This is a genomic window from Pararobbsia silviterrae, assembly GCF_003628125.1.
Taxonomy (GTDB): domain Bacteria; phylum Pseudomonadota; class Gammaproteobacteria; order Burkholderiales; family Burkholderiaceae; genus Pararobbsia; species Pararobbsia silviterrae.
Genome location: NZ_RBZU01000001.1, coordinates 305912 through 331924 on the forward strand (window position 1 = coordinate 305912; position 26013 = coordinate 331924).

At 61.5% G+C, this 26013-nt stretch carries 29 protein-coding genes; 12 read left to right on the forward strand and 17 right to left on the reverse strand.

All coding sequences use genetic code 11. The features are described from left to right. Positions 1-65 precede the first annotated feature (65 nt). Together D7S86_RS01320 and D7S86_RS01325 are read right to left on the reverse strand one after the other, a co-directional pair. Positions 66-1187: a sensor histidine kinase gene (locus D7S86_RS01320; RefSeq protein WP_240647948.1), complete on the reverse strand. Its 1122-nt coding sequence runs from the start codon at positions 1185-1187 to the stop codon at positions 66-68. Beyond that, positions 1184-1705 carry a DUF6622 family protein gene (locus D7S86_RS01325; protein WP_147432173.1) on the reverse strand — a complete coding sequence of 174 codons (522 nt, stop codon included), beginning with the start codon at positions 1703-1705 and terminating at the stop codon, positions 1184-1186. Before D7S86_RS01325 ends, D7S86_RS01320 begins: the two co-directional genes overlap by 4 nt. On the opposite strand from D7S86_RS01325, the gene D7S86_RS29880 reads away from it, so the two are divergent. From D7S86_RS29880 to D7S86_RS01355, 7 genes are all read left to right on the forward strand, one after another. Then, positions 1682-2260, forward strand: coding sequence for a hypothetical protein (locus tag D7S86_RS29880; protein WP_205962725.1), 579 nt, complete (start codon positions 1682-1684; stop codon positions 2258-2260). The genes D7S86_RS01325 and D7S86_RS29880 overlap by 24 nt on opposite strands. A gap of 146 nt (positions 2261-2406) precedes the next feature. Beyond that, complete coding sequence (locus D7S86_RS01330) at positions 2407-3534, forward strand: porin (protein ID WP_121082438.1); 1128 nt, start codon at positions 2407-2409, stop codon at positions 3532-3534. Between the two features lie 355 nt (positions 3535-3889). Next, positions 3890-4954, forward strand: coding sequence for a LacI family DNA-binding transcriptional regulator (locus D7S86_RS01335; protein WP_121082441.1), 1065 nt, complete (start codon positions 3890-3892; stop codon positions 4952-4954). 621 nt (positions 4955-5575) lie between these two features. Beyond that, positions 5576-6694: an ABC transporter ATP-binding protein gene (locus D7S86_RS01340; protein WP_121082443.1), complete on the forward strand. Its 1119-nt coding sequence runs from the start codon at positions 5576-5578 to the stop codon at positions 6692-6694. Between the two features lie 213 nt (positions 6695-6907). Next, a complete protein-coding gene (locus tag D7S86_RS01345; protein WP_121082446.1) occupies positions 6908-7150 on the forward strand; it encodes a type II toxin-antitoxin system Phd/YefM family antitoxin in 243 nt (80 codons plus the stop codon). Beyond that, positions 7147-7536, forward strand: coding sequence for a type II toxin-antitoxin system VapC family toxin (locus tag D7S86_RS01350; protein WP_121082449.1), 390 nt, complete (start codon positions 7147-7149; stop codon positions 7534-7536). Before D7S86_RS01345 ends, D7S86_RS01350 begins: the two co-directional genes overlap by 4 nt. Positions 7537-7944: 408 nt before the next feature. Further along, entirely contained in the window at positions 7945-9387 is a 1443-nt protein-coding gene (locus D7S86_RS01355; protein ID WP_147432175.1) for a sugar efflux transporter, read from the forward strand. Positions 9388-9520: 133 nt separating this feature from the next. Here D7S86_RS01355 and sap1 read toward each other — a convergent pair whose 3' ends face one another. Beyond that, a complete protein-coding gene (sap1, locus tag D7S86_RS01360; protein WP_121082453.1) occupies positions 9521-9871 on the reverse strand; it encodes a surface attachment protein Sap1 in 351 nt (116 codons plus the stop codon). Between the two features lie 860 nt (positions 9872-10731). Between sap1 and D7S86_RS01365 the strand changes: the two genes are divergently transcribed. Continuing rightward, positions 10732-11478: a YdcF family protein gene (locus D7S86_RS01365; RefSeq protein WP_121082456.1), complete on the forward strand. Its 747-nt coding sequence runs from the start codon at positions 10732-10734 to the stop codon at positions 11476-11478. A gap of 140 nt (positions 11479-11618) precedes the next feature. After that, positions 11619-12416, forward strand: coding sequence for an alpha/beta fold hydrolase (locus D7S86_RS01370; protein ID WP_147432177.1), 798 nt, complete (start codon positions 11619-11621; stop codon positions 12414-12416). A gap of 643 nt (positions 12417-13059) precedes the next feature. Here D7S86_RS01370 and D7S86_RS01375 read toward each other — a convergent pair. After that, the gene (locus tag D7S86_RS01375; RefSeq protein WP_147432179.1) at positions 13060-13590 is read right to left on the reverse strand and encodes a hypothetical protein; all 531 of its coding nucleotides are present in this window, start codon (positions 13588-13590) and stop codon (positions 13060-13062) included. Between D7S86_RS01375 and D7S86_RS01380 the strand changes: the two genes are divergently transcribed. Continuing rightward, positions 13571-14101, forward strand: a complete 531-nt coding sequence (locus tag D7S86_RS01380) for a hypothetical protein (protein WP_121082464.1) — start codon at positions 13571-13573, stop codon at positions 14099-14101. The genes D7S86_RS01375 and D7S86_RS01380 overlap by 20 nt on opposite strands. 610 nt (positions 14102-14711) lie before the next feature. Here the strand turns inward: D7S86_RS01380 and D7S86_RS01385 are convergent. Then, the gene (locus D7S86_RS01385; RefSeq protein WP_121082466.1) at positions 14712-15341 is read right to left on the reverse strand and encodes a hypothetical protein; all 630 of its coding nucleotides are present in this window, start codon (positions 15339-15341) and stop codon (positions 14712-14714) included. Between the two features lie 558 nt (positions 15342-15899). Here D7S86_RS01385 and D7S86_RS29390 point away from each other — a divergent pair. After that, positions 15900-16070 (forward strand): hypothetical protein, encoded by a 171-nt coding sequence (locus D7S86_RS29390; protein WP_158601831.1) that lies wholly within the window; start codon positions 15900-15902, stop codon positions 16068-16070. 718 nt (positions 16071-16788) lie between these two features. Then, a complete protein-coding gene (locus tag D7S86_RS28960; protein ID WP_147432181.1) occupies positions 16789-17124 on the forward strand; it encodes a hypothetical protein in 336 nt (111 codons plus the stop codon). Here D7S86_RS28960 and D7S86_RS28965 read toward each other — a convergent pair. From D7S86_RS28965 to D7S86_RS01440, 12 genes are all read right to left on the reverse strand, one after another. Further along, positions 17077-17352: a hypothetical protein gene (locus D7S86_RS28965; RefSeq protein ID WP_147432183.1), complete on the reverse strand. Its 276-nt coding sequence runs from the start codon at positions 17350-17352 to the stop codon at positions 17077-17079. The genes D7S86_RS28960 and D7S86_RS28965 overlap by 48 nt on opposite strands. Before the next feature lie 147 nt (positions 17353-17499). Beyond that, the gene (locus D7S86_RS01400) at positions 17500-18255 is read right to left on the reverse strand and encodes a hypothetical protein (RefSeq protein WP_121082473.1); all 756 of its coding nucleotides are present in this window, start codon (positions 18253-18255) and stop codon (positions 17500-17502) included. Positions 18256-18278: 23 nt separating this feature from the next. Next, positions 18279-18713 carry a hypothetical protein gene (locus D7S86_RS28970; RefSeq protein ID WP_147432185.1) on the reverse strand — a complete coding sequence of 145 codons (435 nt, stop codon included), beginning with the start codon at positions 18711-18713 and terminating at the stop codon, positions 18279-18281. A gap of 27 nt (positions 18714-18740) precedes the next feature. Beyond that, positions 18741-18977 (reverse strand): hypothetical protein, encoded by a 237-nt coding sequence (locus tag D7S86_RS01405; protein ID WP_121082476.1) that lies wholly within the window; start codon positions 18975-18977, stop codon positions 18741-18743. Positions 18978-18988: 11 nt separating this feature from the next. Continuing rightward, positions 18989-19204: a helix-turn-helix transcriptional regulator gene (locus D7S86_RS01410; protein WP_121082479.1), complete on the reverse strand. Its 216-nt coding sequence runs from the start codon at positions 19202-19204 to the stop codon at positions 18989-18991. A gap of 76 nt (positions 19205-19280) precedes the next feature. Then, complete coding sequence (locus tag D7S86_RS28975; RefSeq protein ID WP_147432187.1) at positions 19281-19841, reverse strand: hypothetical protein; 561 nt, start codon at positions 19839-19841, stop codon at positions 19281-19283. Next, positions 19838-20635: a hypothetical protein gene (locus D7S86_RS01415; protein WP_338069141.1), complete on the reverse strand. Its 798-nt coding sequence runs from the start codon at positions 20633-20635 to the stop codon at positions 19838-19840. The genes D7S86_RS28975 and D7S86_RS01415 overlap by 4 nt, the downstream gene beginning before the upstream one ends. A 218-nt stretch (positions 20636-20853) precedes the next feature. Beyond that, entirely contained in the window at positions 20854-21231 is a 378-nt protein-coding gene (locus D7S86_RS01420; RefSeq protein ID WP_147432189.1) for a hypothetical protein, read from the reverse strand. Between the two features lie 262 nt (positions 21232-21493). After that, on the reverse strand, positions 21494-24292 hold the full coding sequence (locus D7S86_RS01425) for a DUF927 domain-containing protein (protein WP_121082485.1): 2799 nt from the start codon (positions 24290-24292) through the stop codon (positions 21494-21496). Beyond that, entirely contained in the window at positions 24289-25188 is a 900-nt protein-coding gene (locus tag D7S86_RS01430) for a hypothetical protein (protein ID WP_121082488.1), read from the reverse strand. The genes D7S86_RS01425 and D7S86_RS01430 overlap by 4 nt, the downstream gene beginning before the upstream one ends. Then, positions 25185-25451 (reverse strand): hypothetical protein, encoded by a 267-nt coding sequence (locus D7S86_RS01435; RefSeq protein ID WP_121082491.1) that lies wholly within the window; start codon positions 25449-25451, stop codon positions 25185-25187. Before D7S86_RS01435 ends, D7S86_RS01430 begins: the two co-directional genes overlap by 4 nt. Next, complete coding sequence (locus tag D7S86_RS01440; RefSeq protein WP_121082494.1) at positions 25444-25902, reverse strand: hypothetical protein; 459 nt, start codon at positions 25900-25902, stop codon at positions 25444-25446. Before D7S86_RS01440 ends, D7S86_RS01435 begins: the two co-directional genes overlap by 8 nt. Between the last annotated feature and the right edge of the window lie 111 nt (positions 25903-26013).

Consider the following 26013-nt stretch of genomic DNA (forward strand, 5'->3'; position numbering starts at 1 on the left):
CTGGAGGCAAAGAGCGCGTCGATCGGTACCCGGCGGCGATACAGACGCATCGTGGATCGTCCGACCTACGCGATCGGCACGCGCACGGTGGCGAGCGCGCCGCCGCGACCGTCGTCCGGGGACGTGAGTTCGAGATGCGCCGCATCGCCATAGAGCGCCGCTAGCCGCTCGCGGATCTGTTGAATACCGAATCGCGCGCCGTCCGCGGGCGCGTGCGCGAGTCCGACGCCCGTATCGCGGACGCGGAGCACGAGCGTCTGTCCCTCGCGCCGGGCTGACACGTCGATGTCCCCGCCGGCGATGCTCGGCTCGAGACCGTGCTTGATCGCGTTTTCGACAAGCGGCTGCAACAGCAGCGGCGGGACCGGCAGCGCGCCGAGATCGCCCGGCAGATCGAGCGTGCCGCGCAAACGGGGACCCATGCGAACCTGCATGAGCGCGAGATAGTCGCGGATCCGCGCGAACTCGGCCGACAACGCATGCGTGTCCGAACGCGACGCATCGAGCGTCGCGCGCAAAAAGCCGTTCAGATGATCGAGCATCGCCTGGGCGCGTTGCGGATCCTGGCCGATCAGCACGCGCAGATTCGCGAGCGTGTTGAACAGCATGTGAGGCTCGAGCTGTGACACGAGCAGCTTGAGCTGGGTCTCGGCCGCGCTGCGCAGCGCGGTCTGCGTGCGCACCTCAAGGACCGCCAGCCGGCCCCGCGCATAGAAAAAATACGTGCATCCGATCGCGAGCGCGAACGAGGGACCGAAGTTCGACATCCATGTCGATGCGTCATGGAACACCGCGAACGGGGTGCGGTGGACACCGTTGAGCCGATCGCCGATCGCGTGTCCGCAGACATACCCGACAGCGACCGAGAACGCGAGCCACGGCATCATCCAGGCCCAGCCGGGCCACGCCCGGTGGGCGGGCGCGGCGTCGCCCTGATGTTTGCGCTGCGTGGCGGCGAGACCGTAGCGACCGGCCTCGATCAACGCCTGGATACAGATCGTGATGCTGAACGTATAGATCAGCGTCGATCCGAGCGGCTGCTGCGCGATCGTCATCGACAGGACCGTGCTCGCGATACCGATCAGGATCGCGACCCGCAACTCGCGCCCGAACCACTTGAGCGCACGCGATGCGTCGAACTTTCGGCGATCCGGATCGAGGCCCGTGCGGGCCTGAACAAACGTCATAGCGGCGAACTCGCGGCTTCGTGGTGGAGGGCTTCGTAGGCAACGCGCCACATGGCGACGCCGCGTCCGAGGAATGTACCGCTGAATGCGCCATAGATGAGACCGACCACGCTCGCGAAACCGGCGTCGCCGCCCATCGCCGGATCGGTCGCGAGCACGATGCCGACGCCGAACTTGACGATGAAGATCACGATGAACAACACGAGCGGGATGAAACTGCCGGGCACGACGAGGCATCGTCCGCTCGCGGACCAGCGCACGCCGCGCCAGGCGCCGGTCGCGAGCGATCCCGCGAGCAAGGCGCCGGCCCCGAGGGCCCATGCGACGAGCGCGAGCGGTTCGTGCGCGAAATTCGACGCCACGCCATAAAGCGACAGCGCGGTCAGCACGAGCGGCAGTGCGATCGCGCTGCGCACGGAGCGGCGGCGCGGCAGCGTCTGCTTGACGCCGACGACGATCAACAGCGCGAAGACGCCCCAGACCCAATGGGGGGTATGAACGAGGATGCTGGTGAACATGGCGATGGCCCCTATATAGAGCGTGCGATGGGATCGTGCGACGGGCGTCGCGACGCGATCGATGAGGCGCATCTTCGGATGACCCCGCTCGGCGGGCGAGGCCTGTGCGACGAAACGCGGCCGCGCGTCGCGAGCGATCGTCGAGCGGGCGTGAAGCGCATGCGCTTCGTCACGTACGGACCCGCCCGTCGACCCCTACCGATCGGATTCCGAAGCGTCGAAATTCCCCGCTCACGCTTATGTGGCGCGGGTTTACGCGCAAACGCCCCGATCGGGGCCGGTTTCGGCAAAAAATCACGTCGCATGAATACAACGTTCGCCGAAAGCGCTTTCGCCGAAGCGCTCGGATCACTGCCTTGGCAAGTGATGAATAATAATATTCAAGGTAAATTAGTAACCTGCTTATTATCTACGCGTTGTTATTTTTTAAATCGGCACAAGCTACTGTTTATAAAGGGATCATTATTTTTGCAGTCACTGAAAAGGGACTGTCTTCTCGCGCTACATCATCCGATTGGCCTCTGCAAGCATCTGATTGCACAACGTTTTCCCTAAGACTGAGACGCGGTTGCGACAAAAAAAGTGAAACCTATAATTGCGCCGAAATGTGATTACGAACATTTCGCACATTCGGACGTTTGCCGGTACTCAATACCGGCACATAGGGGCGCCGCCCGCGTTTTAATCCTCGAGGAGACGTAATGAAAAAGGTTGTTTTGACCACGTCGCTGCTGGCGATCGCAGCCGCTGCTCAAGCACAAAGCAGCGTCACGCTGTATGGCCGTATCGACAACGGCATTCAGTACATGAACGGCCTGCCTGGCGGCCATCAGTGGGCCGCGGAAAGCGGTGACTGGGGCTGCTCGTGGTTCGGTATGCAAGGTACCGAAGATATCGGCGGCGGCACGCAAGTGATCTTCCAATTGGAAGGTCAGCTCAATACGACGAACGGTCAACTCGCTGGCGCCCTCTTCGGCCGTCACGCAACCGTCGGTGTCCAGAACGCCAACTACGGTACGTTCAAGCTGGGTAACCTCGGCGCTGGCGAACTCATGCAAGATAGCTGGGGCCTCGACCCGCAGCTGATGCAGGCTTACGCCATCTCGTCGCTGGTCCGCGGCCGTAACTGGTCGAGCGCCACGAACGGCTTCGAATACACGACGCCGAACCTGTACGGTCTGACGTTGAAGGGTCAATACAACCTGACCAACAACTACAACTGGAACACGTCGGCGACGGCAGGCGGCCAAGGCCGTACGGACGGTATCGAAGCTGTCTACGATCTCGGCGGCCTCGAACTGCGCGCGATCTATGACGAAGTCCGCGGCGCGGATGGTCACTTCGACGACGTCTACAACCATTCGCGTTCGGCGATGGCTGGCGGCACGTTCACGCTGGGCCCGGTCAAGTTCTACGCCGGTTACCAACACCTGAACGCACCGGATGCAGTCGACAACGCAACGCTGGCCGCCGGCAACCCGGATGGCATCGGCGTTCCGACGTCGGTTGACCACGAATGGGGTGGCGTGGCCTGGCAAGCAACGCCGGCTGTGGCTCTGACGGGCGCGGTCTACCACGCGAACGCCAACAACGGCAACGGTAACGCAACGCTGTACACGCTCGCCGGCACGTACAACCTGTCCAAGCGCACGTTCCTGTACACGGAATTCGGCTACGTCCACAACAGCGCAACGTCGAACCTGTCGGTGGCTGACAGCGCCTACGGTAACCAGTCGAACACGACGTCGACGGGCGCGTTCGCGAACGGCAACCCGGGTTATGGCCACAGCCAGACCGGCGTGTTCGCGGGGATCATGACGGGCTTCTAATCGAAGCGCGTTCCGCAGGACCTGTCGTGCGATAAGTCGTTAAAAATATTCGCAGCATCTTGATCTACGTTTCGTAGAAATGACCGGTGTGACGCTACCCCAGCAGCGTCCCACCGGTTTTGTTTTTTGAGCGGCGCCTATCGGGTATCGAGCGTGCCGGACATCCCGCCTGCATGTCTCGCGCGGCTTGCCGCCGCCGGACTTTTCCGTCATCGTCGCGCCCGGCCTTGAGCGCGATGTCCTCCGAATTCGGCACGATGCCGAATCGCATCGCCTTCCAAGCCGTTTTGCTGCAATGCGATAAAGGGTTTCTCCCATATTTGAAAGCGCTTGCAAGAACCCTAAACTGGATCCCATGAATGATTCAGTTTCACGTACGGGTAATGTCACCCTTGAGGAAATCGCGCGTGCGGCGGGGGTGTCGCCGAGTACGGTGTCGCGCATTCTCAATGGCACGGCACGTGTCTCTGATGCAAAGCAGCAGGCGGTCGAGAAGGCGATTGCGGAATTCCAATACCAGCCGAACGTCCTCGCGCGCAGCCTCGCGAGCGGCCGCACCCATACGATCGGTGTGCTTACGCAGGCGATCGCGAGTCCGTTCTATGGCGAGTGGCTGCGCGGTATCGAAGATACGTTGCGCGAGCCGGGCCTGACGCCGTTGTTCGTCAGCAGTCACTGGAGCCCCGAGGAAGAGGCGGCAAGGCTCGAACAACTGCTCGCGCGACGCGTCGACGGCGTCATCGTCCTGCATGGCCAGATCTCGGAAGACTTGCTCGTGCGCTATTCGGCGCGTGCGCCGCTCGTCGTGCTGGGCCGATCGCTCGCGCCGCGCGCCTCGCTCGCGTGTCTGCCGATCGACAACGAGGCGGGCGCGCGCGACGCGACCGAACATTTGCTTGGGCTTGGGCACCGGCATATCGCGTTCGTCGCGGGACCGCCGGATCACGGCGATTCGATCGAACGACTCGTCGGCTACCGGTCGGCGCTGGCCGATGCCGGTGTCGCATTCGACGAGTCCCTTGTCGTGCAGGCCGATTTCACGGAGGCCGGCGGTTTTCGCGCGATGGAGCGCTTGCTCGACGCGGCGCCGCATCTGACGGCGGTCTTTTGTTCGAACGACCAGATGGCCTACGGCGCGCGGCTCGTGCTCTATCGGCGCGGCATCCGTGTGCCCGAGGACGTGTCGCTGGTCGGCTTCGACGATTTGCCGACCTCCGTCTATATGACGCCGCCGCTGACGACGGTCCGGCAGCCGACCTACGAGATCGGCTGCCTCGCGGCGCGCGCCGTCGTGCAACTGATTCGAGGAGAGACCGTCACGATGGATCCGATTCCGCTCACGCTCGAAGTCCGCGAGACCACGCAAAGCTGCGCGGCGCGGCCGGCGCTCGACCGCGCATCGAACACCGTGGCGGGGTAGGTTATTTTTTTCGAGCGCAAATGAATGCGCTTTCAAAGCGACGAATGCAAGCGATAAACGCACGCAAAAAGCCGGCGTGCGGCACGAAAACAGAGGGGAAGCTGCAGCGCGCCGAGCCTGACGAAGCAGGGCAAGGTGGAACGCAAACCGAACAAGGGCAGGACGAAGACACAAGGAGACGTTACAAAATCACCGATCGGCGTTGAGATTTTGCCCGACCGGGGTCCGTCCGAATTGTTGAGGGTGAAAGTCGGGGCATACAATCACCGACCGATCTCCAGCTTCGATTCGGATGCGCGGTTCGCTGACGCACGCGGCTTAACGACCCGTAACGACGGGCGCCAAGGCTGCGTGCTCCGCGAGCGCGCGAACGGCGGATCATAGGTCCCGACGGGACCGCCGATCCGAGGTGCGGACACCCGACCACGATTTCGATCTTTTCCGGTCAGGTCCACCGCCCATTCAGCGGCTGGATATCGGTTACGCGGGCCGCGATCCGGGCTTCGGCCAAGGACCGCGCGTCACGCGACGTTATTGCGCACCATACAGGCGCAACCGATCGTTAACCGGAAAAGGGCATGCTGTCAGGGCTGTCCAGTATTGAAATCAGGAGATGTAAAGATGGGCGAACTCGTACTACGCAACGTCGAGAAATCATACGGCGAAGGGCCGAAGGTGATCTCAGGGGTCAATCTCGAGATTCCGGATGGTCAGTTCACCGTATTTGTCGGGCCGTCGGGCTGCGGCAAGTCGACGATGCTGCGCATGATCGCGGGCCTCGAGACCGTCACGGGCGGCGACGTCTTTATCGACGGTCAACGTGTCAATGATTTGCCGCCCGCGGATCGCGGCATTTCGATGGTGTTCCAGAACTACGCGCTGTATCCGCATATGACGGTCGCCGAGAACATGGGTTTTTCGCTCAAGCTCTCGGGCGCGTCGAAGAAGGAGATTCAGGATTCGGTCGGCCGCGCCGCGGAGATTCTGCAGATCGGCCATTTGCTCGAACGCAAGCCGAAGGCATTGTCGGGCGGTCAGCGTCAGCGTGTCGCTATCGGGCGCGCGATCGTGCGCAAGCCGCGCGTGTTTCTGTTCGACGAACCGCTGTCGAACCTCGATGCGGCGTTGCGTGTGCAGATGCGGATCGAGCTCGCGAAGCTGCACCGCGATCTCGGCACGACGATGATTTACGTGACGCACGATCAGGTTGAAGCGATGACGCTCGGCGAACAGATCGTCGTGTTCAACAAGGGCAACATCGAGCAGGTCGGTGCGCCGCTCGAGCTTTACGACCGTCCGGCGAACAAGTTCGTCGGGGGCTTCCTCGGCTCGCCGCAGATGAACATGCTGCCCGCGCAGCTCGTGTCGCAAGGCGAAGCCGGCGTGGTTGTCGGCCTCACGAGCGGCGCCGGGCAGATCACGCTGTCGGGCCGCGCGCAGAGCGCGCTGTCGGGTGATCTGACGCTGGGCGTGCGGCCCGAGCATCTGAGCGTCGCGCCGGTCGGCGAGGGGTTCGCGGCGAAGGTCGAACTGCTCGAGCATCTCGGCGACGTGTCGATCCTGCACGCGCGGATCGACGGTGTGTCGAAGCCGATCGCGATCAAGGTCGACAAGCAGGACGCGGGTCTGGCAACGGGCGCGTCGATCGGCATCCGTGCGACGCCGGACGCCGCCGTGCTGTTCGATTCGGCGGAGCGTGCAGTGAAGTTTGAACGCGGCGATACGCTGCGGGCGGCCTAAGGTCGCGGGAAGCGCTTCGCATCGCGGGCTGTCGGCGCGATGCGAAGCGTGCAGTCGGCAGCATCGTTTCTTGCTGCTTGCATGCTCCCGCGCCTGGCGACGCAGCGGAATCGTCTCGATTGAGGATTCCGGTCGATCAGGGTGGAGCATCGGGCGGGTTTGAGTTCGCCGGGCGCCGGGTTTGTGTCGGCGCCCGCTACTGGGAAACGAGAGATGGAAAAGCGTGTTTCGAAAACGGTCTTCAAGGCCAAGGCCTGCGAATTTCTACGGCATGTGGAAACGCTCGGTGAGACGGTCATCGTGACCGATCGCGGCGAGCCGACGGTCGAGATCCGGCCGTATCGCCGTCCGCAAAGGAGTCCGCTCGACGTCCTGCGCGCGTCGATCGTTCATTTCAACGGCATCGACGAACCCGCGGGCGAAGTCGCCGCGAACGGTGTCGAGAGCGGTGAATGATCACGCTGGACACGCATGCGCTGGTCTGCTGGTTGAGCGGCCGCCGCTCGTTGAGCAAGGCCGCGCGCGACGCGATCGAAAAAGAGCTCAATGGCGGTGAAATTCTGATTTCGTCGATCAGTGCGCTCGAAGTCGCCGATCTCGTCGAGGGCGGCAAGCTTGTGCTGTCGATGGATACGCCGAGCTGGCTCGCGACGGTCGCGTCGATCGAAGGCGTTCGGATCGTGCCCGTCGACGCCGAGATCGCATTTCGCGCGGCGCGGCTCTCGCCGACCTTGCCCGCCAATCAGCGCATCATCGTCGCAACGGCTCGCACGTTTGGCGGCGCGCTCGTGACTCAGAACGCGAAAGTCCGCGCACTCACGCATGTCGAGACGATCTGGTAGAGGTCGCGCGACATCGCGTCGCCTTTGCGCATCGACATTAAATGTCGCGCAATACGATCGCGCGCGAATCGAATCGCGCGGAATGGCGGTGTCATCCGCGCGCGTGACCGTTGCTATTGTGCTGAATTAAGTCGATACAACGCATGGCGCACGCGCGCCGAGACGCATCTCTGCGACACTGACGGCCATGTCGCACGCATGTCGAATTCCCCCCAATCTCGTTCTTGCTCGCGGCCCATGCGCGGATTGAATCCGTCAAATTGACCGATTTTCACGCCATGCAGATTTTTTGATTCGCCGTGTCATCCGTCGCCTTGATGAAAACGTTTGCAGTCCATCAAGCGGAATTGGAAAGGCAAGTCGGCGTCACTGCCGCGGGAGTATCAGGTGGGGCAAGCTCACAAATTCTTGAAGTTGCTGCGACTGTCGGGTTTTACGCCGATGGCGGTCGCGATGTTCGTTCTCGGAACGGCGCTCTCGTTCACGGCTCCCTACGTTTCGCTCTACGGTGTGAATCACGCCCATATGTCTCCCGGACATCTGGGTTTCTTCATGACGATGATGGCGGTCTCCGGCGTTGCGATCAGCCGGTATCTCGGCAAGCGGTCCGATGCCGCGCCGAATCGCCGTCCGTATGTGCTCGTTGCGAATTTCGCGGCCGTGATCGGTTATGGCGGTCTCGGTCTCACGAGCAATTACTGGATCATCATGATTCTCGGCTGCGTGTTTCTCGGCATTGCCGCAGCCATTCTTCCCCAGATGTTCGCGTTTTCGAAAACGGCGCTCACGTTTTCCGATGACGAACAAGAAGATCTCGGCATGGCCGGACTTCGGACGCTCGTGTCGATCGCCTGGGTGTTCGGGCCGTCGATCGGCGCGATTCTGCTGAGCCTGCTCGATTTCGACGGCTTGTTCGGCATCGCGGCCGGATGCTTCCTGCTGGCCGGTCTGCTCGTGCTGCGCGTGAAGGCGCCCGCGGTACCGCATCACACCGTGCGCACGCAGCCCGCGGCGCCGCTCGACAGCGGGATGGTCGAACTGACGATGCCCGACTGCGCGACACCGTGCACGGACGGCGCGCCGCGCCGTGCCGCGCCCGCGGTCGCGTCGCGCGCCTCGACGGCGACGCTCGCGCAATCCGCGTCGCGCGCGGCTGTCGCGGCCCCGAAAGCCGCGCATGCCGGCGCAGTGCCGTCGAAGGAGGCCGCTGCCGCGGCCGTGCCGACGAAGGATGCAGGCACCGCCGCGTCGCCGCGCAAGCCGTTCGACATGACGATCATGCTCGCTTTCACGGCGTTCACGTTGATCGGCGTGTCGGGTGCGGCGCTGATGATTGCGTTGCCGATCTACATGGTCAACGTCCTGCACGGCAATAGCCACCAGGTCGCCATGATGTTCGGCTGGGGCGCGCTGCTCGAGGTGCCGATCATGCTCGGCTTCGGTCTGAGCTCGAAGCGTCTGCCCAAGAGCAAGCTGATCGCCGCGGGCGCGTTGATCCACGTCGTCTATTTCGTGAGCATTCTGTTCGCCGACAGCGCGGAGCATCTTGTGCCGCTCCAGGCGGCAAATGCGTTCGTCGTGTCCGTGTTTTCGTGTCTGGGCATGCAGTATTTTCAGGAACTCATGCCTGGCGAACCGGGCGCCGCGACGACGCTGTTCTTCAACACGAACCGTGTCGGCGCGATCGTCGCGGGCGTGCTGACGGGATGGATCGCGGGCCTGTTCGGCTATTGGCAGGTCTTCGTGATGTGCGCGTGCCTGTCGGGCATTGCGTTCGTGATGCTCGTCTATCTCGCGCGCGCAGAAGGTCGGGTGCGCGGCAAGGCGGGCAAAGCCAAGCTCGCGAGCTGAAGTCGTTCAAGCGGGTCGCGGGGTCGTCGTAAAGACCGTCGCTGAAAACGCCGGCAGCCCGAGTGTCTCGGGCATCCATCGGCCGGCCCGAGCGGCTCGGGCCGACATGCATCAGCTCACCGCATCGAGCGGCTTATTGCCGGATAAACGCGTCCGACGTCCAGAGACCTTCCGTATCGGCGTTCGAGGCGCCGACGAATTCGACGTCGTGTCCCACGACACGGATCGCGCGGAATTCACTTTCCTGCGGCGTGTTGACGCAGTCGAAGCCCGTGAAGAACTGCTGCGCCTGCCCGTGTTCGCCGGCTTGCTCATGCTGAAGCGCGGCGTCGAACTTGTCCTTCGACAGACAGCCGAACGCGTTCGCCTTGAAATGAAAGCTCTGCGACGCCGCGATCGAGCCGTCCGCATGAGCGAGTGCCCCGAAGCCCATCAAAGCGGGCGCGGCAACGACGGCCGAAATGAATGCTTGCTTGAGTTTCATGAGATGTCTCCAAACGGACGGATGCTCAGTTGAGCTATGTACTTAATTCCAAATGCTGCGTCCGCAATGTTCATGCTAGAAGATTCAAACCTTTAAACAAGAAATTTATATGTGCGAACGCAGCAAGAAAATCCGTGATGTTTGTAAGTCACCCAATAAACATAAATCCCGGATTGCTGAGTACAAACACTAATTTTTGTGCAAAGCCGCAATATCAGGGATTTCCTGATGAAATTTATACGGTGGTCGTGCGGTTTTGAGCGACTCGGGAATCCCGGGTTCAGGCAGTCGAAGGCGGCCCGGGGAGGCGCCGTGCAGGGCGGGCATTGTGGCGAAAACGCATAATCCGTGGAACTCCCGATGGGCGGAAGCGGGCCGGCGCACTACATTTTGAACTGCGAGGAGACCACCGTCCAAGCGCGTGACAACAATAATCGACACAGCGCAAAAAAATGCCCGGCGCTTGCGCCGGGCTCAAACTCACCGGGTAGTAGAGACACACACTGCTTGGCTCAAAGTCCTGAGCCGCTTTCTATTTCGCAAAAGACATGCCCGTTTTTCGGCGGGCGGGTTTTCTTTTGTTTCGTCGGGTCCGTCGGATTTGCGAAAGCACGCGGCGCGTGCGTTTCGACGCGATGCGGACCGGCGATTCATCCCTAATCGCATCGTCACGACGATATTCGAGCTCCGCGGCGCGATTCGCGTGGCGGCCGCCGATTGTCAAAATGACAATTGCGTTGCATCGATTACGCGGCCTGGATGCGCACGCTTGCGCTTCGCTCGACGTCATCAAACCGGGTTACGCTTGCGGTTCCCTAATCACGTAGCCCCGGAATGGCGTCCGAGTGAGGAAGAACCGCATGCTGATCGTTGAGAGTGTGTTTGTCGTGCTGATCGTCATCTGGTGGATGGTGTTCCGATGGCTACCCGCATGGCGTTGGCTCACCGTGACGGTCGGGGTGGCCTGTGTGGCGGCGATCCTCTCGGGCTGGTTTCCGGCGTTCATGCTTGCGCGGCTACGGGTGCCGGAGGCGGCGCTGCCGCCCTGCGCGCCGTCGGTATCGATCGTCGTGCTCGGCGGCGGCACGCGCTTTGACGATGACCTTCAGCGATACGTGCCGCAACGCGATTCGGACACGAAGCTCGGTACCGCGCTGAGCTTGTATCGACGCTGCGAGCAGGCTTCGTCGCATTGCACGATCTTTCTGAGCGGCGGCGATCCGCAGCGTCATGGCATTGCCGAGGCCGAGGCATTCCATCGGGACCTGCTCGCGCTCGGGGTGCCCGACCGCGATATCCGTCCCGAAGACCGAAGTCTCAATACGTATCAGAACGCCAAATACACGACGCCGATGCTGGGTGCGCCGGGCTCGAGTCAGGTTTATCTGGTCACCGCGCCGTACCACATGCGGCGTGCGCTCGCGATGTTCGGGCGCTTCGGCGTTGCGCCGATCGCGGTGGCGTCGCCGCTTGCGGGGCCCCTCACGCACGATTTTTTCCGCCCGATCAGACCGATGCTTGAAAACGTGCGGCTCACGCTGGCCGGCGTGCACGAGGTGCTGGGTCTCGTGCAGTTGCGGATGTATATGGCGTTGGGGTGGTATTAGGCGAGGCTGGCTAGGGGTAGCCGGCTGGCGAGGCCGGCCGGGATGGCGCTGCTTCGGCTCACGATGTTTCGCGTGATGCTGTGCGCGTGGGGTCGGCGGCGCGTTGATTCGATCGATCGGTGTTTAGAAGAGGGCGACTCGTGAAACGCTGGCTAAGTGTCGGGGCGGCTTGGCTGCTGGTTGCGGGGGCGCAGGCCGCTCCGCTTGATCAAGGGGAGCTCGTGACGTTCCCGACGCGCGATGGGGTGACGCAGAGCGTGTTTGTCGAATCGCCGTCGGCGAATCCGCCGTGGGTGATCGTGCTGTTCGCGGGGACGACGGGCGATCTGCATCTCGATGCCGACGGCGCGACCTCGCTCAGAGGCAATTTCCTGATTCGTTCGGCGAGCCATTGGGTCGACTGGGGTGACGCGGCCGTGCTCGTCGACACGCCGTCGGACTACGCGGATGGGGTTGACGACACGTTCCGCCGGAGTTCGGCGTCGTTTGCCGATACGCAAGTCGTGATCGCGACGTTACGCAAGCGCTTCCCGAGTTCGAAGATCGCCATCGTGGGCACGAGCGCGGGGACGGTGTCGGTGGGCAATGCGCTCGACCGCGACCCGACGCTGGCCGATGCGTTTGTGCTGACGTCGCCTGTGACGATCGCACGCAAGATAGGCCCGACGATCGCGGATCTCGATGTCGACGGGACGAAATACCGCGTGCTTGTTGTCTCGAATGCGGGCGATCGGTGTGTGGCGTCACCCGCGTATGCGGCCAAGCAGCTTGCCGAGCGGAATCATTTCGACTTCATTTCCGTGGAATCGTCCGAAGGCGGCGGTTCGAAAACGGAAGAATGCGGCGGCCATTCGCCGCACGGATTCCTCGGCATCGAGGTCGAGGTGCTCAAGGGGATCCGGGATTGGCTGGGGGCGAAGGTTGGGCAGGGGACCTGACGAGGGGATCGTTCGGGCGCTTCGCCGAAAGGATGATTCAGGGTGCCGTTTCCGGGCGAGTGGATTTCGGAAACGGCTCGTGTTCAATACATAACCTAGCAAAGTCGTTGTGTGCCGTTGCTGGCGCGTCCTTGCAAGAAGGTCATGATTTTTGTGTACTAACCTGTGTACTAAAAAATCGAAGTGACGTGGGTTGTCCACAGGTTTGAGTACCGATGGAAGCATCGGCAACGCGGTTGAAATGCCACTTGGCCTACAATCGAGCCGCGTGGTCACCGGAGGTTTAAACCATCCCGCCCTGGTAGCGTGCGAGGTACCTTACTTAAACGGCGATCCCGCCTGTGCGGCAACCGGAGGTTCAAACTAGCCCGCCCTCGCAGCGGGAGGTACCTTACTCAAACGGTTGGCCGCGCACCCTTTCCGAAACACTGCCCATGCGCGTCACCTGTTGAACCCGTCTTCGCTCGTCGGACGGTTCACCGAATCGCGAGCGTCCGAAAGACTGGCCGATAGCGCTGGCAAAGTCGAGATTATGGCGTTGCTCGCGGCGGAGTCCACATGATCGATGCTCGCGCCGGGCCGCGACTTCGATACCCTTCAGCGGGAGATGCGGGCGATCAGCGAGCGAGATCGCCCTCTGTCGTTAGAACGCGTGAGCGCAGCGGAGAGACAGCGAGCTGCCTTTAAAGTAGCCGTCTGTTTCCGTAGCCGTGGCGGGCGAACTCAGGACTAAAACGCCGTCGACCTCCTGAATCGTGTTGGCCGCGTCTTCGGTTGACGACCAAAACTCTGCATTCTCCGTGTCCGTGAGCAAGCCGACCGCGCCTAACGTGGGAAATGCGGATTGCGTTCCGCCGACCAGTTCCTGAATAGCAGGCAGGTACCAAGACGTCACGTCACCATCGGTGACTTGCGCGCAGGTCTCGGCAGCAGAGGCCGCCGTCGATCCGAGCACATTGATGATGGCGGTCGTATTCGATTGCCCGTTGGTCGTACTGCTCGCGTTGGTAGTTGTAAGCGCGGCGGACCAGACAGCAGGAGACGAGGTGGCGTTCGTCATTTCAAAAACCACGCCGCCCGCACTTGCGGCCGCCGCGGGCGTGTCGTCGATCGAGTACACGTAGCCGCCCTGATACACGCTGCCGTAACCCAAGATGCTGACCGCGACGTTCACGGCCGTCGCGTTCGATCCCGACGCGGCCAACACGAGTGGCCTAGCGCTTGCGTCGCCCACCCCTGCGGTCGGTGTCGCTCCCGGTGTGATCGTAAACGTGCAGCTCGATCCGACGGCGATCGTCGAGCCGCACGTCGTGGATGTCTGTGCATCGTTCGGCAACGCAGGTGTCACCGCAACCTCGAAGTCCACCACTGCCGCGCTACCTGTGTTCGTGAAAGTGAGGGTCCGAGCCGTACCAGTCAGGGCTGCATTGGTGCCGATATCGTTGACCGAGAGCACGAGCGTCGATGCGCTTGCGGACAGTGTGGTGGGTGAGGCGGAAGGCGTGGTCGACGCCGTGCTCGCCGTGCTTGGCGTGTTCGATCCGCCACATGCAGCCAATGCGCTGCAGAAGACTATTCCGGTAACGCGAAACAATGATTTCTTCAACGGATTCATGACTCGTCCCTTTTTGGTATGTTTGCTCTCAACGACTCGGCGCGTACTTGTCGGACGAGATTTTCTTTGAGCAGTGAACGATCAATCCGTCGAATAGAAGGTAGTAATTGCCGCAAATCGAGTAAAACATCTTTTTTTGGGGCGTATGCATGGAAAATATTACCAAAATATTTCGTTTCTTTCATTATGCAAAATGCACGCGCACGTACTGTTGCAAAAGCCTGAACGCCCTTCGCGATTCGCCGCGTCGGCCTCGGGGTCGCTAATCTGATACGACGCGCTCTACTGTTACATCGGCTGTTACAGCGCCTGCGGTACGCACTCGGGAGAGCCCCCTTTCCGTGCGAACCTGACTGCGAACCTCGGCGGCGCTAACCACTGGCATGGTTTTCAAATCCCCGCCTTCTGTGGAAACCAACGTGGAAACCACGCTCGCGAGCCGTTGCCTAACTTGCAACAATCGTCGTTAGCTGCCGTCTCGGCGCGGAATTATCTGCGAGGAAATTCGTTCAGAAATTCCACCCGCAATCGGCCGCTTCGCCACATCGCACAAGGCTTTCGCAGTTCCGAAACATGCGAACAAATACGCGGACAATTCGGCGGCACCAGGGCGATGACAAACATCAAACCTCATACAGCCGCCGTTCGTGTGTCCGCGAACGCGAGTCGCTCATCAATATTTAAGGCGTCGCCAGGGCGCTGTAGGCACGAACCGCGCCCCAAACAGGTAGAGCAAACGCCGCGACGCCGAAGGCTATTGAGACGTAGTTGGCAGCACCGCCAAGCTGATCCCAGCGCTTACTCTTCGTTGCTCCCTCGGGCCGCCTTGCTCGCATCGCGGCAGCGTACGACGCTTGCGATATGTATCGAAACCCAGTTCCAAATCCGGCGCACGTCAATCCGATCGAGAATATAAGCATCGCGATCCCAAAGCGCACAAGGACGGGCTGCCCCGGAACTAGATAGCCCTTGATGACTGAGTTTCCCGCAAACGCGAGCAGCGCAGCGGCCGCACCGCCATTAATAACGATGGCGGATTTCAAGGCCGTCTGTCCGGCTTCGATAACTGATTTGAACATCTCCACGCTATGCATCGAATCCGATGCGAGCGTCGCTTTCCAAATTTCGAGTTGCTGAGCCTGCTGCTCGGGCGTCAGCGCCTTCGTGGGCTCCGCCTCGCTCGTCTCCGCTTCGTCGAAAAGCTTCGCGATGAATTCGCCCATCGCGGTCACCGAAATCACGCTTTGACCATCGTTACGGACGCCATCAATCGCAATTTGGATTTGCCGCAAGACCTCGGTTGCTTTCAAGTGAATCTCCTGAAGGACAAACGATGTCCCTTAGAGGGCGCTTCTCGATAGATCTGCGCGGCACCATTTTGCGTTGACCCACACTTTGGTCCGGATTGCATCACGCAGTCGCGCCGAAACGACGACTCGGAACAGACGACGGGGCGGCCCCGTCACGAGGACGGACACTGACGGGAATGATGCCAAGGGTGACACAGCTCGCCTCGACGCCGCTCGGACGATGATAGCCACACAGTCGATAGTTTAGAAGCGGCGGATCGGGGGCGGGCTCTTTAGGGACTCAAGAAACTCAGTCTGTCGCGCGCTCGCAGTTGACGCAGTGCAGGAACAGGAATCGAGGCCTGTCGCTGTCGGGCAAGGCCGGTGGGTCCTTCCCCCCGGGATCTCCTCAGGGGCAATTGCGCGCTGCGTTGTTTTCCTAGCGCAGAGTTCCAAAAATTGGTTTCAGGTTTCAGATAGCGGCGCGCGGCGATGCTCGTCTCGAAGGCCGAATTCGGTCGGATGCATGGTGTCTCGCACACTGCCGTGAACAAATGGCAGAAGGCTGGATACCTTGTCATGCAAGGCTCCAAGGTCGATGTCGATGCCTCGAACGAGAAGCTGAAGCGCTATCGCGACTCGACAGACGGTCGCCCGGCGCGAGCGCGCGGAAAGGTTTCAGATGACTTGAAACCTGAAACCAAAGATGAAACCGAAACCGATGCCGAGGTTTCAGGTTTCAACAGGTAGTGGTCGGACTTCGAACAAACCGACCGTGACTTGTGTAACGCGAGACCGTGTAACGTTTTTCACGTTCGGTTGAGCAGAAGCACGCGTAGGCGTTACACCGGCATCGCCAGAGCCTGCGCGGCGTTTGCCTGAATTCGATGCGGCCATGGCGTGTAACGTGTAACGCGTTTTTTTTGCACAGAGGAACGGGAAATACGGGCGCGCGCAATGCCCGCGTTGTTCCGAAGCCGTTTCCAGGACCCACGATGGCGTACGGTCGATCGGCCTCGGCTAACCGCTCTCGCCTCGTCGAAAGCCGCGACTACCTTTCCTACGAAGATGTAGAAAACGCCACTGGCGGCCGTCCGCGCAAGGAATTGCGTCGTAATCATTGATGCGGGCAAGCACATTGCGATGATGAGCGGCACCCGACGTTGTTACCTCTCGCTGCGACGGGTAACAGTCGCCGGCCTGTTACCCAAAACTGTTACCCGCGCGCCAAGGTAACAAGCGAAACACCCGTAAAGCGCCGTCCCGTCTAGGTCCGCTGTTACCTGTTACCCAAATTTGAAAAGTGCGCAGCTAGAGAAACACCGAGGCGCGCAATTGCCCGTGCCCCTCCAAGCCCAGGGAGGACCCGTCCGTACCCCTGGGCCTTGCCAGGAAGGTCGTCACGCCGCTCGTGGCAAAATCCATAGCTTGCATTGACCGTCGCAGCCAACCGAACAGGAGGCTTTCCATGCAGGAGTTTCATTTGCGGGTTCAAGGTTCTGCCGCAGATCCATACGACGTTCGATTCGTTTCGCTTGATGGCGAGTTGTACGCTTCTTGTTCGTGTGCTGCCGGTGATGCAGGGCAATCGTGCAAACACCGAATGTCCATTCTCGACGGTAAGTTAGGTGGCGTCGTTGACGGTGAATCCTTTGTCCCAGTGATCTCCCATTTGCTTGCTGGAACCAGCCTTGATGTCGCGATCCAGGAACTCGGCGCAGCGGAAGCCGAGCTAGAACGCGCCAAAAAGGCCGTCTCAGACGCCAAGAAGAAGGTAGCGCGCGCCTTCCATATCCCGCGTTGACCTCATAGATGATCCACTGCCGGCGAATACTGCGAAACTTTCGTCGTATCGATCGCCGCGCACGATGCTGAGCTGAGGCGGTTTGCGCTCGCGCTCATCGCAGCAGTCATCAGCAAAGGCCCGGCGACGCTTGCCGTCCGGTTCGATAAAGCTCACGGCGTTCCAACAACCTTCGGCCTCGTCGAACGACGTGCCGTTGGCGCAGCAGATCGCGAGACTTACGTTCATGGTCTTCCTCGCAGATCGTCGTTCATGTCGTCGTGTGCTGCCGCCCGCCGCGGGACTAAGCCTGATGCTGGATCAGTTGGAGAACCCGCTTCCAAAAGCGTCGGCAACTGCCGGTGTTGTCCCCACCGCCGGCTGGGGTGCCTTGCATCACTGGTTCAACGTCACACCGACTGCTTGCAGGTCGGCAACAATCTCGGCATAAGCCAAGTCGGAATTGCCGCGCTCGCTCATCCAGCGTGGCCCGGGAAGCTGAGGTTCGTATTTGCCGAGCATCTGGAACACTTCACGCGTTTCAGGTGTGACGTAACGGGGAGCTCCTCCGGTCGGTCTCTCGCGACCGCTGTGGCCCCAAGGGATCGGCAAGCGCTCGTGCCTTACGCGCTCAATCAGCGCTTCTCCGGGTAGTGATGCGGGCCTGCTGATCGGCTCGACCTGGCGGATGGCTCGGTCCGCAGATACGGCACGCGCGAGGATTCCGCCCAACGCCTCGGCAGCCGCGACATATTCATTGATGGCCACGGTACGTCGCTCCACCAATATGGCGAGAATTGCGGCTGTGCGCTGCGCCGTCAGGTCTGCAATTTCGGCGTCGAGGTTGGATATGTGTTCCTGAAGAATCGCCGCAGCTTCGTCGGCAACGGCCTTGGCCGTCCGTAGATTCGCGCCGGCTTCGTCGACGATCGCTTGCTCTGTCTCGTACGCGCTCACGTCGGGGTCCCGTGCCTCAAGCACGGCGCATGCATGTTCTTGCGCTTTGCGCTTGCGCAGCTGTTCTGCGGCAGCATCGTGTTCGGCGTTCGCGTTTGCGATGTTTGCAGCCTGCGAATTTGCCCCCGACTGTATGCGGTCACGCTCGATCGACTTTGCTTGAATCTGCTTGCTGAGGGCTTTGATTTCTTTCATGGATTGGTCCCGAGTTCGAATGGTCACAGCTCACCGCGGCGCTTCTTGTCCGCCGCGATGATTTGACGGGCGACGCCGACGGCATTGGACGTCGGTTTCACATCGGCATTGGCGCGAACGTCGATGTGGCGTCCGGTCCACGCGCCGTTTGCCATTTCCGGCCAGCTTGCCGTGGCGGCTTGCGCTTGTGAACGTGACGCAGCAACCTTGTGAGGCGTCGATTTCGCGCCGGTAACCACCTTGCTCGATGCAGTGCCGCGGAAACCGCCCATCGCGTCAGAGAAAGGGGTTTGACTACGCGTCGTTGTCGCAGTGGGGCGGGTGTTACCCGACTGCTTAGGCGCCCGATTCGGTGCGGCGGCCGATGTCGCAGCGGCTTTCTTCGACGCGCCCCGCGGGAGACCGAGAAGCGACGCGTAGGGTGAAGTGAGAGCCATGTGAGGTTTGCTCGTTTGCATGTGTTGATCCTTGGAAGGGTTTGAGGCTTACACCCGCACGTGCTCGACGGTGTGCAACCCATCAAGCAGAGCGATCGCGTCGTCAGCCGGCATCTCTGAGTCAAACGCAAGACAGCCTGCATAAACGGTGGCGCCGATGTTCATGCCGTGGGCGAAAATTTGAGCGCAGCGCATGCGCTCATCGGCGCGCGCGGCGGCCAGGTGCGGGTTAGCTTCCTGGTCGGCGTCGTCGAGCATGGAAATGGGGTGTCCGGGATGGCTCATGAGTGCCCCCGTTACGCGAGCGCGCGTCGTAGATCGCCGACGCGCCAAACGAGTACACCGCCTTCTTTCATCGGCGTCGGAACTGCACCCGTTTGGATGCGGCGGCGAACCGTGCTGACGCTGCACGACAGCAGGCCCGCCAAATCGTGAATCCGCACACGCGCGATATCGGGCTTTGCGTCGAAGCTCGCGAAGTCACCTTGATAGCGTGGAATCGTATTGGTCATCGTTAAACATTCCTGAAGTCCGATGACCAAATTTGACGCTGTTTGACAGTTACTTCATCTGCGCCAGTCGACGTAACTAGTACGCACTGCCGCGATGCCGCAATCCGCTTGATGACACTTCAATTGATCGGGAGCGCCGTCGCAGCGCGCTCGCCGTCGGTTGCGGAACAGTAGTTCGAGCCGGTCGACGAGTGAAACCCATCTCGGAAGCGAGCTTTTTCAGATAACCACGCTTTCGACTGATTCCCATGCTCTTCAAATTGGCGTGTGCCTGATCGATGGTCGAGCCGATCAACGCGATCGTGATCGACATGCGATTCAATTGGTCGGCCCGTGCCAACGTGGCCCGTTTGCCACCCTTCGGAAACAATGCGCGCTCCGTCTGCGAGGGCGACGTGGCTGCCAATAGCGGCTCATGAAGTTTTTCCATGGCTCGCATGACACAACGACGAAGCACCTGCCATTCGCGGCGCATAGGCAAATTTGCGCCACGATCTACTATCCAAACGCGTTCCGCGAGATTGATTTTTGCAAGAGCGTCGAAAAGTAACAGAGCGTTTCGGCTCGATCTCCACGCCCGAAAGTAGGCCGCCCCCGCGAGGATCGCATCGTCGGAATGTTCATGAATGACGATCACGCCATCCTCCCTTCATTCGCCAATTCACGTCGCAGCTCAAGTGCTCGTGTCTGTGAGCACCCTAGAAAGCGTCTGATCTCGGCGACCGTGCAACGCAGCCGGCCCGCCGCGATTTCGGCCGCTACTTGCCCCCGGTCATCCGTGACGATCTCCGCGACTTGCCCCGTTACTGACTCGCTACCGTCTGTCACGCCGACCGGCGCAGAGGCACCAACGGGCGCACCGTACGGCCCCGAAGCGATCACGGGAGCCTTCCAAGGGGTTGTTTCGAAAACTTCGTCCATGGGCTTTGTTTCCCGATTGCGGTCACGGACATGGTTGCCGGGTTCGGCGGCCAGTAACCAGCAGAAGCACGCGACGCCCTCCAGCACCGCAGCGAACGCGAGGCCGGTCGCCAGATCGACGCGGGATTGTGACCAGCCAAGTACGGCAGCGACCCGGCTTGTCACGGGGTCAAGCTGCGCCCCGTCGCGCCGCGACTCGGCTCGATCCGTTTCGATCGTCAGTCGATCGGCCTGAGCCTCACTGCGCCGGGTTTCAATGGCCTCGGCGTCAAGCGCATCGATTCGGGCGCGCAGCGTGGCGCGTCGTGCGGCACACCCGGGTGCGCACCGGGCAGCCAGATCGGAGACCAGCGCAGCGCGATCCGATGCAATCGCGCCGAGGTCCCGGCCCGCCGGTTGAACGGGAGCGGCGGTTACCATGCCGTCGTCAAGACGGGCCGCTCGCAGCTCCCCTGCATGTTGCTGCGCCAGCACGAAGAACGTCAGGTGGCCATAGCACGTCGCGAACATGCAGCAGCCCCACAGACCGATCCCGACACAACGTAGCGCCCACCCGCGCGACCGACTAAGGGCGGGTAGCAGATGCGCGCCGATGACGAGCGCAACGCCGATCGCGACCCACAGAAGTCGCTCAGGTAACCAGCCCCCACGCTGCCATCCCGCCATCACGGATAGGCTGGCGGCCGTGAGGGTCGTCGGTACCGCGAGCCACACAGGTGACCATCGCATCATCGTGGCCTCCGGTCATCGCGCTCGTTTCTGTCCCAAGCGGGATGATTGAGAAAGGCGCGCTTGGCGGCATCGACACGCGCTACGCGAAGGCGCTCTCCGAAATGCCGCAGGTTGGGGAAGATGTCGCCAACCGGGCCGGCGGCCATCTCATACGCCACCGCATCGACCAGTTCGTCCGGCCAGCCCTCAAGCTCGGCAAGCTCATGCGCCATTTCGAGAAGGCGAGTTCTGAGTCCGCAGATGTGATCAGCGCTCAGGTACTCCCCCCACGCCATCGTCGCGCCCCCTGTCTGCTCAGAGGCATCTTTACGGTTTCCATCGATCACGATTGCACCCCGATGTTTTGTTGTGACGCGCTCGCCAGCCCGTTCCATCGCATCCCTAGGCCCCCCATTCCATTTGGCAAGAGAACACAGGGAACTGAAGGAACAGCCGTATCCAGCAAGGCTGTCGGCCGTTCTCTCGCGCGCTTTAACGGGAGAACGCGGGGAACAGACCAACCCGGCGTTCTCTCGCGTTCTCCTGGGCTCGCGAGTGCAGGGAACGTCGCAAACCCTTGTCGGACGGGGGCGTTCCCTGTGTTCCCCGCGTTCCCCTGCGGAAATGCAGACTCGTGCGCAATGAAGTGGTGATTCATCACAGCCCCTCCCCGAGTGCCCCTCGGTCAATGTGGTATAGGGCGATCGGCTCTCCGCCGGGGATGCGCGTTTTCTTCGATCGCTTTCCGCCGCCTGCATCCCGCTCCACAATCACGCCCGCATCATCGAGCGCCTTTAGCGAACGAGCGAAGTCATAACCCTTCGTCGCTTCGCGCAATCCGCCAGAGGTAAACAGGTACCGACGACCTTCGCCGTGCTGCTTCCAGTACCCTGCGCGGTCCCGAACGAGATCCGCGCTGCCTTCGATACTGGAAAACCGGCTGTCTCCGTGGCGGTCGATGAAGTCAGCCACCGCGCGCAGGATGCTCGCGTGCTCGGAGCCGTGAGCGGATGAGGCCCGCTGCCCCCGCCACAGGTTGAAGGCATGGAGGGCTGCTTTGAGCGGGGACTCCTTCTCCCATGGGGTAATGCCCCACGATGCCGACAGCTCGCCGGCGAGCGCGCACAGTGCGAAGGTACGGGCCGCACGTCGCTCCTGATCCGAGCCATCGGGAAAATGCTTCATGATCCAGTCAAGCGAATCCGGCAATCGCAAACCGCCTGCAAGCTTCTCGATCAGCTTCTCGACGAAGCGCGGCCCGGCATGGCCGTAGTGCTTTGCCGCGAGATTGCGTACCTCGTCGGAGAGCACACCGCCCGATACGCGCCCGTGCAGCTCGTCAAACACCCCGTGCCGGCCGCTTACCGGCACATCCAGGATGCGGATCGCCTGCCCGGCCTTGGCTTCGATGCCTCCCGCCCCCATGCGCGCGCTGACCGTCAGTTCTCCCGTGGACATCAGGAACACGCGCCACCGCGCTGCCTGCCGCGCTTCGCCGGTTCGGTTCGCCCGAGTCTTGCCGACACCGTTGATCAGCGCATAGGCTGACTCGTACAAGTTGCGCGGATCGATTTCTCCGATTTCATCGAGCGCGAGCAGCGTGTCCGAGTGCATCCCGCCAGCGCCCTCCAAGCCGTTTGCCGTCGCGCGCCACGTCCGTTTAAACGCCGGACCGCCCCAAACACTGATACTCGCCATGAGGGCGGTTGTCTTGCCGCTCGATGAGTCGCCGAATAGGTGTGCACCGCCGCCGTCGATGTTGAGCGGATGCAGAAGCGGGCCGGCGAACGCGGCCGACATGGCGAACATCAACAGTGGATTGCCGTTCGCCAGCGCAGCCAGATCCTGCCAGCCTTCGAATGTCCCCGCGCTCGCATAGGACGCCGTGCGCCCGGATGCCTGAAACCAGATGTCGTTCGCGCCGATGACTAGATCGGGCAACACAAACGCCCCGTCGTGCCAGCCGGTCATGCTGGCGGCGCGCATCGTGACGTTGGGGTGCTGGCCGATGATGTAGTCGGTCACGCCGCCACGGTTGCGCAGGTCGAGCAACACGCCTTCGCTGAGCAGCACTGCACGCACGTCATTTCCGTCGCCCGCAAGCATCGACATCGGCATCGACCACTTTTTGAGGCGCCCCGACGGCGACAGGATCTCTAGCAGCCGCCCATAGTCCCCGTCCTCACGATTCCGAGTGATCGCGCACACCCACAGCGGCGAGCAAATCCACTTGTCGACGAGCTCGGGCTCGCCGTCGCTTCGTCCATGCTTCACGCCGTGCGAATAGACGCCGGGTTTGACCTTGCGACCGTCCAGCCGCTCCCAGTTCTGATAGATCCGCCAGCACGGGCGTTCCTCCAAACTCGGGAAGGCAAACACAGGGGCCGAGCCCGGTTCCTTGTCTCCATCCGGTTGCCGATCATCCGCCGCCGGCTCCGCCGCCTCATCGATGCGGTGCTTCACGGCCACCTTGCCGTGCTCCACGTGCAGATCGTTGAAATCGGTTTGGTCGTCGCGTCGCTCGGCACCGAAATCCGGGAATACGACCCGGCCGCCCACAGTGCGCGCAGCCTCAGTCGCCTTATTCGCACCATTGCCGAGATCGCCGAGGATCACGATTTGCGCGTTCGGATAAGCCTCGTGCATTGCTTGCGCCGCCTTTGTGAGATTGCCGCACGTCAGTGCCGCCACGGCCGGATCGCCCGTGCATTGGTGAGCGGACAGCGCCGTCGCCACGCCCTCGGCAATCAGGATGCGCGGTGAGTCTTCGCCTGGAGCGGATGCAATCCAGTAGCCGCCCGATTTCTCTCCGCCGGCCAGTGCAGACTTACGCCCAGCGCCGTCGATGAATTCAAGGCTCTTCAGGGTTTCACCGATGCGGATGCCGGCGACCAGGATTCGCCCACGCAATGGCTCGTCGCTCGACTTCGGCGCGTACCCGATCAGCCCCTTAAGCACGTTCGCTTCAATCTCGCGAAGTGTGTCGATCGAGGCGAGCCCTTTGCGCATCAGATATTCATGGTCATCGCGGGCCGGCATCGCTTTGCTCCAGACCGCGAGCGAATGAGTTGCGGCCTGGCTGTGCCCCAGGAGCCGTTTATCCGCCTCTCGTTGTGTTCGGGCTGCACGCTCGGCTCGACGAAGTTCGATCTCGCTCGGATCGACAACGGGCGCGTGGGCCGCCTTCGTGTCGAACCCGTATTTCCTTGCGAGCGCGTACAGCGTGCCGATCGTGATCCCGCCATCCGCTTTCAACGAGCGCCATGTGTCGCGGGCGGCCGTCGCACTGTACGAATCAGCCCCTTGGCTCCAGGCGTCGAAGATCTCGAACCCATCCCCACCGAGCTCGTGCTTGAGCGACGCAGCAATTCGAAACCACTGCTCTCGATCGACGGTGGGCGGGATGCACGCAAGCGCCGCCTTGATGCGGTGCTCTTCATTGAGAATTGCGCTCATACGCTTCCTTCGCCGAAAAGCTGCGCCATGCGTCGGATGTGCTCACGCTCGGATCGCTCGGCGACCTTGGCGACATCGAGAGCATTGGGCGGCAACAACGATTCAACCTCTGCGCGCAGCAGGTTGCGAAGCGTTCGCGCCGGCATCGCTTCTGCCTCGACCGTGCTCTTGACGTGCAACGAGCGTTTGTCGGTCGTCTTACGAGGCTTCGTCGGCAGATCGAATTCCTCAATCTGCGCTTCGTTGATCCCGATTCGAATGAAGCGCATGTCGACGTCGGTCCGCAAGTGCGCCCGCAGCTCGCGCTGCAATGCCAAGTCGATCAACACACCAGCCGGGTCGTAATCGCCGATGTACAGCACCGTGAGTGGCCGCTGATCGCCGCTCTCGTTGTGCTGCACGGCCGCCTCGTGCACGAAGCTCACGCTACTGAAGCCGCCACACGGATAGAGAGGAACGGCCAGCTCCGCGCAGTCGGCCTGAATCACCGATGCAATGGAGCGCGACTCTGCCCACACCTCACAGCGATGGTCGGAGTCTTGCCAGAGGTCGGACCGATACAGCCCTCGCATCCGCATCAAAAAATCGCCCGCATCGCTGAACGTGTTGACGAAGTAGCCGCGGCGACTCATGTCGGCGATCCAGCTATACGGAAGCAGACCCGAGCGACGCAGCTTGACGCAGCGATCCTGCACATGCCGATAGCCGCGATCGGACTTTTCAACTGGTTCCGCCATGCGAGGGTCGGTCATCCGGTAGAACACGTGCCGAACCGACTGCGGATGATCCGCGCGCAACACGTCGATAATCTGTTCGTCGAGCTTGTCGAGCTGTGCCCTGGTGCGACGCTCACGTTTTATCGTGCTAGCACCATAAACTTTGGGTTTGGCTTTCAAAGTAAGCCTCCCTCACGGATGGCTTGCTCGATGCACTGAAAACCATGTTCCGTGTTTGCGGACATGTTCTCGACGATCCACGAGCCACACTCGATCAGACTCGCCAACGCTTCAAACTCACCGGCGCGGCGCTCGTTAGCCGGTGTGCCGGTGATTCGGCGCATCGCGAAAAACAGTCCGGACAGCATCGAGAGGTGGCTGTCCGTCAGACTTTCGAGATCGGTGATTTCGTTCGAGATTCTGTTGTTGACGTGTTTATCCACGGCGCACCTCCGCTACAACGGAATCGCCGAACAACGCCTGCAGTTCGCTCAGGCACTCTTGGTTATCGTGCAGACGCCGCGCTTCGGCGACAATGGCTTTCCACTCGGTCGGCGTGACGCGATCTTTGAACATCTTGATGAGGTGGTCGCTCAGATTTTGATACCGCTTCGCCACCGTGCCCTTTGCCTTGATTTCGCTTAGTTGGCGACTGATGTAGGCAATGCGGCCGCCTGCGCGGGCATATTCATCTGACTCCGCGTCAAGCATTGCTCGCGACTGCTCTGTCGAGCGCAGCGCTTGCAGCAAACTCTCGCGCTGCTGTTCGAGCGAGAGCACCTCCTGAGCGATCAAATCCCAATTCAGAAGATTGACGCCGCGACTACTGCCATGCGTCGAATGGGATGCAGATCGACGACGCCATGTCTCGCCGTTGATGACTGCCTTGCTCATCGCGACACCTCCGCGCGGGCAAGCTCAGCAAGGCGGCGTAGCGCTTCGCCGGCCACGTCGAGCGCATCGAACACGGTTGGCGCGATTGCGGCGTCGCGCAGGGCGGCGCGG

Coding starts and splice junctions, on each gene's coding strand:
- D7S86_RS28960 (WP_147432181.1), top strand. CDS start 16,789: ATGCAGGAGTTTCATTTGCGGGTTCAAGGTTCTGCCGCAGATCCATAC.
- D7S86_RS01330 (WP_121082438.1), top strand. CDS start 2,407: ATGAAAAAGGTTGTTTTGACCACGTCGCTGCTGGCGATCGCAGCCGCT.
- D7S86_RS01345 (WP_121082446.1), top strand. CDS start 6,908: ATGGAAAAGCGTGTTTCGAAAACGGTCTTCAAGGCCAAGGCCTGCGAA.
- D7S86_RS01415 (WP_338069141.1), bottom strand. CDS start 20,635: ATGTTCGCGACGTGCTATGGCCACCTGACGTTCTTCGTGCTGGCGCAG.
- D7S86_RS01440 (WP_121082494.1), bottom strand. CDS start 25,902: ATGAGCAAGGCAGTCATCAACGGCGAGACATGGCGTCGTCGATCTGCA.
- D7S86_RS28965 (WP_147432183.1), bottom strand. CDS start 17,352: ATGAACGTAAGTCTCGCGATCTGCTGCGCCAACGGCACGTCGTTCGAC.
- D7S86_RS01400 (WP_121082473.1), bottom strand. CDS start 18,255: ATGAAAGAAATCAAAGCCCTCAGCAAGCAGATTCAAGCAAAGTCGATC.
- D7S86_RS01380 (WP_121082464.1), top strand. CDS start 13,571: ATGCTGACCGCGACGTTCACGGCCGTCGCGTTCGATCCCGACGCGGCC.
- D7S86_RS01420 (WP_147432189.1), bottom strand. CDS start 21,231: ATGGAACGGGCTGGCGAGCGCGTCACAACAAAACATCGGGGTGCAATC.
- D7S86_RS01340 (WP_121082443.1), top strand. CDS start 5,576: ATGGGCGAACTCGTACTACGCAACGTCGAGAAATCATACGGCGAAGGG.
- D7S86_RS01335 (WP_121082441.1), top strand. CDS start 3,890: ATGAATGATTCAGTTTCACGTACGGGTAATGTCACCCTTGAGGAAATC.
- D7S86_RS01320 (WP_240647948.1), bottom strand. CDS start 1,187: ATGACGTTTGTTCAGGCCCGCACGGGCCTCGATCCGGATCGCCGAAAG.
- D7S86_RS29390 (WP_158601831.1), top strand. CDS start 15,900: ATGCAAGGCTCCAAGGTCGATGTCGATGCCTCGAACGAGAAGCTGAAG.
- sap1 (WP_121082453.1), bottom strand. CDS start 9,871: ATGAAACTCAAGCAAGCATTCATTTCGGCCGTCGTTGCCGCGCCCGCT.
- D7S86_RS01425 (WP_121082485.1), bottom strand. CDS start 24,292: ATGAGCGCAATTCTCAATGAAGAGCACCGCATCAAGGCGGCGCTTGCG.
- D7S86_RS01405 (WP_121082476.1), bottom strand. CDS start 18,977: ATGAGCCATCCCGGACACCCCATTTCCATGCTCGACGACGCCGACCAG.
- D7S86_RS01365 (WP_121082456.1), top strand. CDS start 10,732: ATGCTGATCGTTGAGAGTGTGTTTGTCGTGCTGATCGTCATCTGGTGG.
- D7S86_RS01325 (WP_147432173.1), bottom strand. CDS start 1,705: ATGTTCACCAGCATCCTCGTTCATACCCCCCATTGGGTCTGGGGCGTC.
- D7S86_RS01350 (WP_121082449.1), top strand. CDS start 7,147: ATGATCACGCTGGACACGCATGCGCTGGTCTGCTGGTTGAGCGGCCGC.
- D7S86_RS28970 (WP_147432185.1), bottom strand. CDS start 18,713: ATGCAAACGAGCAAACCTCACATGGCTCTCACTTCACCCTACGCGTCG.
- D7S86_RS01410 (WP_121082479.1), bottom strand. CDS start 19,204: ATGACCAATACGATTCCACGCTATCAAGGTGACTTCGCGAGCTTCGAC.
- D7S86_RS29880 (WP_205962725.1), top strand. CDS start 1,682: ATGAACGAGGATGCTGGTGAACATGGCGATGGCCCCTATATAGAGCGT.